This window comes from Saccharopolyspora sp. NPDC050389, assembly GCF_040655595.1.
In the GTDB taxonomy this organism is placed as follows: domain Bacteria; phylum Actinomycetota; class Actinomycetes; order Mycobacteriales; family Pseudonocardiaceae; genus Saccharopolyspora.
In genome coordinates this window covers 46,153-54,437 of sequence record NZ_JBFAKG010000046.1, presented here as the reverse complement: position 1 = coordinate 54,437, position 8,285 = coordinate 46,153, and the positions used below count along the sequence as shown (strand labels likewise).

Sequence of the window (8,285 nt, the reverse complement as noted above, 5' to 3'; positions counted from 1 at the left end):
CTGTCTTCATCACCCCACCCACAACCCGCGGGGGGGGGCCGGGGGGGGGCGCGGCCTGTTTTTTTTTGGTTTCCCCACCCCACCAAAAACCACCCACGGCTGCGATCGGCACCGCTCACTCCTCGGGCTTCGTCAGCACCGCCAGGCAGTCCACCGCGACGGCGCCCTTGCCCTCGGCGTCCAGCAGCAGCGGGTTCACGTCGAGCTCCGCGATGTCGTCCGCCAGGTCGTAGGCCAGCCACGACAGCCGTGCGACCACCTCGGCCGCGGCGTCGATGTCGCGCGCGGGCTTGCCGCGCACCTCGCCGAACAGGCGGCTGCCGCGCAAGGACAGCAGCAGGCGCTTCGCCGCGTCGGTGTCCAGCGGTGCCACGCCGACCTGACTGTCGGCGAGCACCTCCACCAGCACGCCGCCGAACCCGACGACCACCACCGGCCCGAAGGCCGGGTCGCGCTTGATGCCCACGATGAGCTCGGTGTCGCCACCGGCCATCCGCTGCACCAGCAGCCGAGCCTCGGGATCACCGGCATCACGCGCGATGTCCAGCAGTTCCTCGGCGGCGGCGCGGATCTCCGCGTCGCCGGTCAGACCCAGCCGCACGCCGCCGATGTCGGACTTGTGTCCGATGTGGTCGGACAGCAGCTTGACCGCCACCGGCCCGCCGAGGTCCCGCGCGGCGGAGACGGCCACATCCGGGTCGTCTGCCGGGAACGCTCCGGAGCACGGCACGCCGTAGGCGGCGATCAGCCGGCTCGACTCGTGCTCGTTGAGCTGGGCGCGGCCCTGCGCCCGGGCGTCCCGGAGGATCCCGCGGGCGACCTGCTCATCGATGTCCGCGGGGCGCGACGGATCGGGCAACGGCGGCCGCAGGCTGAAGTCGGCCAGCACGCCCAGCGCCGCGGCAGCCCGGCCGGGATCGGTGAAGCACGGGATGCCCAGCTCCTGCAGCCGCTGGCGCGGCCGCCCGCTGCCGCCGGTCCACACCACGACCAGCGGCCGGTCGGTGGAGCGGTAGGCCTGCTCGATCGCGTCGATCAGCGGCCCGGACGCGTTGTCGGAGTTGCCCAGCAGCACCGCGATCATGTCGGTGCCGGGGTGCTCGACGGTGATCTCCAGGGCGCGGCGCAGCATGCCCGGGTCGCTGATCAGCGTGGCGGTCAGGTCGACCGGATTGCGCGGCGAACCGAACGGCGGGATGACCTCGGCCATCCGCCGCTGCCACGCCTCGTCCCATGGCTGCACCTGGAGGCCGTTGCTGCTGGCCTGATCGGCCATCAGCACTCCGGCGCCGCCGGAGAGCGACAGCGTGCTCAGCCGCCTGCCACGAGCGCGCCTGCCGTCGGCGAACACCAGCCCGGCATCCAGCAGCTGCTCCATCCCGTCCAGCCGAGTGATGCCGAACTGCCGCGTCGCGCCGTCGAACACGGCGTCCTCGCCGGCCAGTGACGCGGTGTGCGACTGCGCGGCGCGCGCACCGGCCTCCGAGCGGCCGACCTTCACCGCCAGGATCGGCTTGTCCAGCTCGTGCGCCCGGCGGGCCACCTGCAGCAGCTCGCGGCCGTGGTGCACGCCTTCGAGGTAGGCCATCAGGACCTTGGTCTCGTCGGTCTCCACCAGCCCGCCGAGCACCTCGGCCACCGACAGGTCGGCCTCGTTGCCGGTGTTCAGGAAGTGCGAGATGCCCAGCCCGGCGGTCTGCGCGGCGCTGAAGATGAAGGTGCCGAACGCGCCGCTCTGGCTGACGAAGGACACCGGGCCCTCGCGCAGCTCGCCGCTGTCGTCCATCGCCGAGGTGAACGTGGGCAGCGCGCGGTCTCGCAGGCTGAGCATGCCCAGGCAGTTCGGGCCCAGCACGCGGATGCCGGTCTCGGCGATCACCGCCTGCAGCTGCTGCTGCAGCACCTCGCCGCGCCCGCCGACCTCGGCGAAGCCGGAGGCGCCGACGATCGCCGCCGGGATGCCGCGCTGCGCGCAGTCCCGCACCCCGTCGATGACCTTGTCGGCGGGCAGCATCACCATCGCCAGGTCGATGTCGCCGTCGATGTCGTCGAGGCTGCGGTAGGCGGGCAGGCCCTGCACCTCGGAGCGCCGCGAGTTGATCGGCAGCAGCCGGCCGGTGTAGCCGAGCCGCTTCATCAGCTCGATGGGCCGGCCGGACAACTTGATCGGGTTGTCCGAGGCGCCCAGGATGGCGATCGATCGGGGATGCAGCAGTCGCTGGATTGCCGTGTTGTCGACGGCGCCCACAGATTCCTCCTAGCGGTGGGGAGACGGACTTCGGCGCTGGCGCGCGGGTCGTGAGTGTTCGTTCCGGTAAGAACCGGAGCGAACACTCACGAGCGCACCCGGCCGCCTAGACCTGTCGCAGCAGTTGCTTGGCGATGATCAGCTTCTGGATCTCGCTGGTGCCCTCGTAGATCCGGAACACCCGCGAGTCGCGGTAGAAGCGCTCCACCGGAACGCCGCGCATGTATCCGGAGCCGCCGTGCACCTGCACCGCGCGGTCGGCGACGCGGGAGACCATCTCGCTGCAGAACAACTTCGCGCAGGACGGCGCGAGCCGGGTGTCCGCGCCCGAGTCGTACTCGCGGGCGGCCTCCAGCACCATGGATCGGCCCGCGTACAGCTCGGCCTGCGACTCGGCCAGCAGCGCCTGCACCAGCTGGAACCGGCTGATCGGCTTGCCGCCCTGCTCGGCCTCGGCGGCGTAGCGCACCGACTCCTCGACGATCCGCGTCGCCAGTCCCACGCAGATGGCCGCGATGTGCAGGCGGCCGCGGGTCAGCGACGACATCGCCGCGGCGAACCCGGTGCCCTCCTGGCCGCCGACGATCGCCTCGGCCGGCACGCGCACGTCGTCGAAGAACACTTCGGCGGTGTGCGCCCCGGCCTGGCCCATCTTCGCGTTCGGCGGCCCGATCCGGACCCCGTCCAGCCCGGTCTCGACCAGGAACACCGAAATGCCCTTGTGCGCCTCGACATTCTCATCGGTGCGGGCGAACACCACGAGCAGGTCGGCCTGCGGAGCGTTGGTGATGAACCGCTTGGCGCCCGAGATCACGTAGTCTCCGCCATCGCGCACGGCCTTGGTGCGCACCGAGCTCGGGTCCGAACCGGCACCGTCCTCGGTCAGCGCGAACGACGCGATCGCCTCACCGGCGGCCAGCCGCGGCAGCCACGCCTGCTTCTGCTTCTCGGTGCCGTACTTGACGATCACCTGCCCGGCGATGCCGTTGTTCGTGCCGAACATCGAACGGAACGCCGGAACCGTGTAGCCCAGCTCCATCGCCAGCCGGACGTCCTCGCTCATCGACAGGCCCAACCCGCCGTGCTCCTCGGGCAGCGCGAAGCCGAAAAGCCCCATCTCGGCGGCGGTTTCGCGCACCCGCTGCGGAATCGCGTTCGTCTCGTCGATCTCGTCCTCGGCGGGCACCACCTCGTTGCGGACGAAGTCGCGCACCGTGCGCAGCACGTCGTCGAACACGTTCGGGTCCATCGTTCTCCTCACCTCGTCACGAACCTGCGGTGGCGGGCTCGTGGGTTTCTTCGTTCGCGTTCCGTGCGGACCGGGTCAACAGGATTCGGACGCCGATCAGCGACATCAGCACGGTCACCAGCGCCCAGCCGATCACCGGCAGGATCGAGCCGGAGGCGGTCAGCAGCAGCTGGCCGATCATCGGCGTGGTGCCGCCCAGCAGCGTCCCGGCCAGGCCGTAGGACAGCGAGATGGCGGTGTAGCGCACGCGGGCCGGGAACGCGTCGGCCAGCACGCCGGCGAGGATCGAGTAGAACATCACGTGCGGGACGGTCGCCAGCACCATGCCGACCACCGACCACGCGAAGCTGCCGGTGCTGATCAGCAGGAACATCAGCGGCATCACGGGCAGCTCGGCGACGAGCAGGATCGTGACGATCTTGCGGACGCCGAACTTGCTGGCCAGCACCGCGCCGAAGGGCTGCACGAAGAACTGCGTGATGCTGGCGATGAGCACCACGGTCATGAACGTCTCGCGCTGGAAGCCGAGCTCGTTGGTCGCCCACGACACCGCGAAGGTGTTCTTGAAGTACGAGGCGGAGAAGACGATCGCGCAGGCGAAGACGCCGAGCACCACCAGCCCGGTGTGGTGCCGGAAGGTGTCCAGCAGCGGGAACTTCGCGGTCTGCCCGGTCTCCTTGAGCTTGGTGAGCTGCGGCGACTCCTCGATGCTCAGCCGGATCACCAGCCCCAGCACCACCAGCACCGCGGAGGCCAGGAACGGGATCCGCCAGCCCCAGTCGTAGAACGACTCGTCGGGCAGCTGCGAGACGAGGGTGAAGGCCAGCGAGGAGAGGATCTGCCCGGACGGCGAGCCCTGCTGCGCCCACGAACCGGAGATGATGCTGCGGCCCTTGGGTGCGTGTTCGGTCGCGATCAGCACCGCGCCGCCCCACTCGCCGCCGACCGCCAGGCCCTGCACGACGCGCAGCAGCACCAGCAGGATCGGTGCCGCGATGCCGATGGTGGCGTAGGTGGGCAGCAGGCCGATCCCGACGGTGGTGACGCCCATCAGCAGCAGCGTGATGATCAACGCCTTCTTGCGGCCGACCCGGTCACCGAGGTGGCCGAAGATGATGCCGCCCAGCGGCCGGGCCAGGAACCCGACCCAGAACGTCGCGAACGAGACCAGGACGCCGATCGCGGGCGTCACGACCGGGAAGAACAGCTTGCCGAACACCAGCGCGGACGCGGTGCCGTAGATGTAGAAGTCGTACCACTCGATGCTGGTGCCGACGAACGAGGCGATCCCGGCCTTGCGCCCCATTCTTTCCTGCTCTGAAAGCCGTCTCATCGAATTTGGCTCCGTCTCCGCCGAATCCGGGTGCCCGCCGCGCTGCTCGGCAGGTCGAAACCCGTTGGGAAACCGCAGGATTCGCCGATGCGGCGGGCGGGGCCCGGCGCCCGCCGCATCGCGAACGCGGTTCCTCGACGCTAGGTCAGCGGGTGTGTTCCGTCTAACACCAAATTCGGGTAGGTTTGATTCGGTCGCGCGACATAATCGGCGCTGACCTGGGCAAAGGCGCTCGTGGTCGGGAGGTTTGAGCGGTGGAGCTACGCCACCTGCAGGCGTTCGTCGCCGTGGCGGAGGAGCTGAACTTCCGGCGGGCCGCGGTGCGGCTGCACATGTCCCAGCCGCCGCTCTCACAGCAGATCAAGCGCCTGGAGCACGAGGTCGGGGTGGCGCTGCTGCGCCGCACCACGCGGCAGGTGGAGCTGACCGCGGCGGGGGAGGCGTTCCTGTGCGAGGCGCGCAAGACGCTGCAGTCGGCCGAGGCCGCGCCCCGGCTGGCGCGGCAGGCGGCCGCGGGGGAGATCGGCGTGGTGCGGCTGGGTTTCAGCGGCCAGACGTCGTACCGGGTGATGCTGCTGATCGTGCGAAAGTTCCGCGAGCGCTACCCGAACGTGCGCTTCGACATCCTCAGCCCGCTCTACGGCGGCGAGCTGGTGGACCAGATCAACCAGCACGAGGTCGACGCCGGGCTGCTGCGGCTGCCGGTGCCGACCGAGGGCCTGTGCGTGCGGGAGCTGGACCAGCACCCGCTGGCGGTGGCGCTGCCGGAGGGCCACCGGCTGGCCGGTGCCCGGCGGGTGGGGCTGGACGACCTGCGGGGCGAGTCGTTCATCAGCTACCCGACCAATCGCGGATCGGTGGTCAACCAGCTGGTGCAGGCGGCGTGCCTGCAACTCGGCTTCAGCCCGAACTTCGTGCAGGAGGCGCCGGACACCCACACGATCCTCTCGTTGGTGGGCGCCGGTTCGGGCGTCAGCCTGGTTCCGATGACCGCCGGGCACCTGAAGGTTCCCGGCGTGGTGCTGGTGCCGGTGCACGACGCCCCGGCGGTCCCGCTGGCGCTGGTGTGGCGCGAGGACGACCAGAACCCGGCGCTGGCCGGCCTGGTCGGGCTGCTTGACGAAGTCGTCGCCGAGCTCTGATCTTTCGATCCACTGTGGACGTTCGCACGAATTTGCGGTGACCGCACGGAAAACGGACACGCGCGCAAAGTGTGGTGCAGTGCACGTGCGGTTGCGGTAACTCCGGGCCGGGCCGCGACGACACAACGGGTGAACAACCGATCATCGATGATCTTGGCTTCGACTTTCGCTGCACAGAACTGAACAAGGAGGTCTTAAGTGGCTGCCGACCGACCGGAGAGTCGGGCATGGTGGATCTGGAGCGCGGCGGTGATCGCCTATCTCGCCGCGGTATTTCACAGGGGCAGCTTGGGGGTCGCCGGAACGCAGGCGCTCGACCGGTTCGACGTCGGTCCGGCCGCGCTGAGCGCGTTCACGGTCCTGCAGGTCGGCATCTACGCCGGCATGCAGATTCCCACCGGATTGCTGGTGGACCGCTTCGGTTCCCGAAAGGTGATCACCGTCGCGGTGTTGTTGTTGGGCACGGGGCAGATGCTCTTCGCCCTCGCCGATTCCTACTCGATGGGCCTGCTCGCCCGCGCGGTGCTGGGCCTCGGCGACGCGCTGATGTGGGTCAGCATCCTGCGGCTGGTGGCGGCGCACTTCTCCGCCCGCCGCTACGCACTGGTGGCAACGGTGTCCAGCGCGCTGGGGGCGCTGGGTGGCGTTGCAGCCACGTTCCCGCTCGCGCTGGCGTTGCAGAACATGGGCTGGACGGCGACGTTCCTGCTGGTGGGCGCCTTGACGCTGGCTTACGCGGCGGTGACCTCGACGGTCGTGCGGGACGCTTCGCTCGGAGGTGCGCAGGCGCGCAGCGGCGGTGCGGTGTTCCAGCAGGTGCGCGAGGCCTGGTCGGTGCCGGGCACGCGGCTGGCGTTCTGGGCGCACTTCTGCACGATGTTCGTCTCGGGCGCGCTGACCCTGCTGTGGGGCTTCCCGTACCTGGTCAACGGGCTGGGCGTGCCGGCGGCGACGGCGAGCGTGATGCTCAGCCTGCTGATCATCGGGCAGGTGGTCGGCGGGCCCGTGGTGGGCGCGCTGATCGGCAGCCGCCCGGAGTGCCGGATGTGGATCGTGCTGGGCTACCTGGTGCTCAACGCCCTGTCCTGGGTGGTGCTGCTGGGCTGGCCGGAAGGCCGCCCGCCGCTGGCGGTGATCGCGACGGCGTTCCTGGTCTTCGCCCTGGGCGGCCCGGTTTCGGCGGTGGCGTTCGCCCTGGTGCGGGACTACAACCCGGTGTCCAGGGTCGGCACCGCGACCGGCGTGGCGAACGCGGGCGGCCACTCCGCGACGGCGCTCGGCGTGCTGTTCGTGGGCCTGGTGCTGGACCTGGCGCAGGACATGCCGGGCGGCTCGGAGTACCGGGTGGCGATGCTGGCGCTGGTGGCGATGCTGCTGTTCGGCGCGTTCCGGACGGTGGTCTGGTGGCGCCGGGCGCGGGCGGAGGTGTTCGCGGCGGAGGCCCGCGGCGAAGGCGTGCCGGTGGTGCTGACCCGCCACCGCTGGGACCTCGCCAAGCCCCGCCAGGTTGTCACAGCCTGATCAGCCGCAGAGCGAGCCGGGCCCGGTGGTGATCGTTCACCACCGGGCCCGGCTCGCGTCACTTTCGCCAGAACAGGTGGTGGGTCACGCCGCTCGGGCTGGGCACGACGTCCAGGTGGAACCGGTCGCGCAGCTCGTCGGGCGAATCCCAGAGCTTCGACCCGGATCCCAGCTTCACCTGCGAGACCGCCACGTGCATGGTGTCGACGAGGTCGGCATCGAGGAACTGCCGGATGGTGGTGGCTCCGCCGCCGAGCCGGACGTCCTTGCCCCGCGCCGCTTCCCGCGCCTGTTCGAGGACCGTCGCCGGATCGCCGTCCACGAAGTGGAACGTGGTGTCGGACAGGGTGAACGACGGGCGCACGTGGTGGGTCAGCACGAAAACCGGGGTGTGGAACGGGGGTTCGTCGCCCCACCAGCCCAGCCAGTCGTGGTTCTCCCAGGGGCCGCGCTGCGGGCCGAACTTGCCGCGGCCCATGATCTCGGCGCCGATGTTGCGGGCGAAGTCCCGCGTGAAGTAGTCGTCGAGCCCGCGGCTGCCACCGGGATCGGTTCGGGTTGGCCAGCTGGCCGTGGCGCCGCCCCAGCTGAACATGGCCGTGGGGTCGGCATGGCCGAACGGCTTCTCGAGGCTCTGGCCCTCACCGGCACCGAATCCGTCGAGCGAGACGTTGAAGTTCTGCACTCTCAGCAGCTGGGTCACGCGGGTTCCTCCTGCACTCTTGGTGCTGGGGAAGACCACGCGCGCCGGAGAAACTCATCGGTGACACCGACCACACCGCGGAGGGGCAC

At 70.2% G+C, this 8,285-nt stretch carries 6 protein-coding genes; 2 read left to right on the top strand and 4 right to left on the bottom strand.

The genetic code is table 11. From position 1 onward, the window contains the following. Positions 1–115 precede the first annotated feature (115 nt). From AB0I53_RS27715 to AB0I53_RS27705, 3 genes are all read right to left on the bottom strand, one after another. Positions 116–2,248: an acetate--CoA ligase family protein gene (locus AB0I53_RS27715; protein WP_358608919.1), complete on the bottom strand. Its 2,133-nt coding sequence runs from the start codon at positions 2,246–2,248 to the stop codon at positions 116–118. A gap of 106 nt (positions 2,249–2,354) precedes the next feature. Then, a complete protein-coding gene (locus AB0I53_RS27710) occupies positions 2,355–3,497 on the bottom strand; it encodes an acyl-CoA dehydrogenase family protein (RefSeq protein ID WP_358608916.1) in 1,143 nt (380 codons plus the stop codon). Between the two features lie 16 nt (positions 3,498–3,513). Next, positions 3,514–4,830, bottom strand: a complete 1,317-nt coding sequence (locus AB0I53_RS27705) for an MFS transporter (RefSeq protein ID WP_358608913.1) — start codon at positions 4,828–4,830, stop codon at positions 3,514–3,516. A gap of 254 nt (positions 4,831–5,084) precedes the next feature. On the opposite strand from AB0I53_RS27705, the gene AB0I53_RS27700 reads away from it, so the two are divergent. Both AB0I53_RS27700 and AB0I53_RS27695 read left to right on the top strand, forming a co-directional pair. Beyond that, positions 5,085–5,972 (top strand): LysR substrate-binding domain-containing protein, encoded by an 888-nt coding sequence (locus AB0I53_RS27700; RefSeq protein ID WP_358608910.1) that lies wholly within the window; start codon positions 5,085–5,087, stop codon positions 5,970–5,972. A gap of 198 nt (positions 5,973–6,170) precedes the next feature. Beyond that, on the top strand, positions 6,171–7,493 hold the full coding sequence (locus AB0I53_RS27695) for an MFS transporter (RefSeq protein WP_358608907.1): 1,323 nt from the start codon (positions 6,171–6,173) through the stop codon (positions 7,491–7,493). A 58-nt stretch (positions 7,494–7,551) separates the two neighbouring features. Here the strand turns inward: AB0I53_RS27695 and AB0I53_RS27690 are convergent, their stop codons facing one another. After that, positions 7,552–8,196, bottom strand: coding sequence for a dihydrofolate reductase family protein (locus AB0I53_RS27690; RefSeq protein ID WP_358608904.1), 645 nt, complete (start codon positions 8,194–8,196; stop codon positions 7,552–7,554). Positions 8,197–8,285 lie beyond the last annotated feature (89 nt).

Excerpts from the sequence above, each read along its gene's own strand:
- AB0I53_RS27710 (WP_358608916.1), bottom strand. The coding sequence starts at position 3,497 with ATGGACCCGAACGTGTTCGACGACGTGCTGCGCACGGTGCGCGACTTC.
- AB0I53_RS27705 (WP_358608913.1), bottom strand. The coding sequence starts at position 4,830 with ATGAGACGGCTTTCAGAGCAGGAAAGAATGGGGCGCAAGGCCGGGATC.